The sequence below is a fragment of the Anaerotignum faecicola genome (assembly GCA_024460105.1).
In the GTDB taxonomy this organism is placed as follows: domain Bacteria; phylum Bacillota; class Clostridia; order Lachnospirales; family Anaerotignaceae; genus JANFXS01.
The window spans coordinates 1-585 of record JANFXS010000075.1 but is presented as its reverse complement, the minus strand read 5'-3'; the positions used below and the strand labels follow the sequence as shown (position 1 = coordinate 585).

1 protein-coding gene is annotated in these 585 nt (G+C 51.6%); it reads left to right on the top strand.

Going from position 1 to position 585, the window contains the following annotated elements; genetic code table 11:
• On the top strand, positions 1 to 585 hold a 585-nt coding region (locus tag NE664_12815; protein MCQ4727517.1), incomplete at both ends, for an alpha-amylase.

The following is a 585-nucleotide window of genomic DNA, read 5'->3' as shown; positions in this document are numbered from 1 at the left end:
AAGGAACTGGGAGTTACGAGTCTGGAACTCCTTCCCGTCAATGAGTTTCCGGAGCTGATGATGCCGGAGCATGTGGATGGCAGTCCCTACGCTGTGGATAAACCCACTGGAAAATTAAATTACTGGGGATATACCCCCGGCTATTACTTCGCGCCCAAGGCTTCCTACAGTTCCGGTAACGGCAGGCACCCGGTATCAGAGTTTAAAAATCTTGTGAAGACGTTTCATCAAGCGGGAATGGAAGTGATAATTGAGCTTTATTTTACCGGTAAGGAGAATCCGGCCTTCGTTCTCGACGCGGTTCGCTTCTGGGCGGAGGAGTTCCATGTAGACGGGATTCACCTCGTAGGATTTGCACCCAATGACCTGATCGGGCGCGATCCGTATTTGAGCGGTACCAAGCTGTTTTCTACTTCCTGGATGGGCGTTCCGGGCGGGCATGAAAAGCACCTGGCAGAGTATAATGACGGTTTTCTGGTGGATATGCGCCGGGCGTTAAAAGGGGACGAGGACGAGATGAATCATCTGATCTTCCGAAGCAGGCGCAACCCGGCGGATTTCGGTGTGATTAATTATATGGCCAAC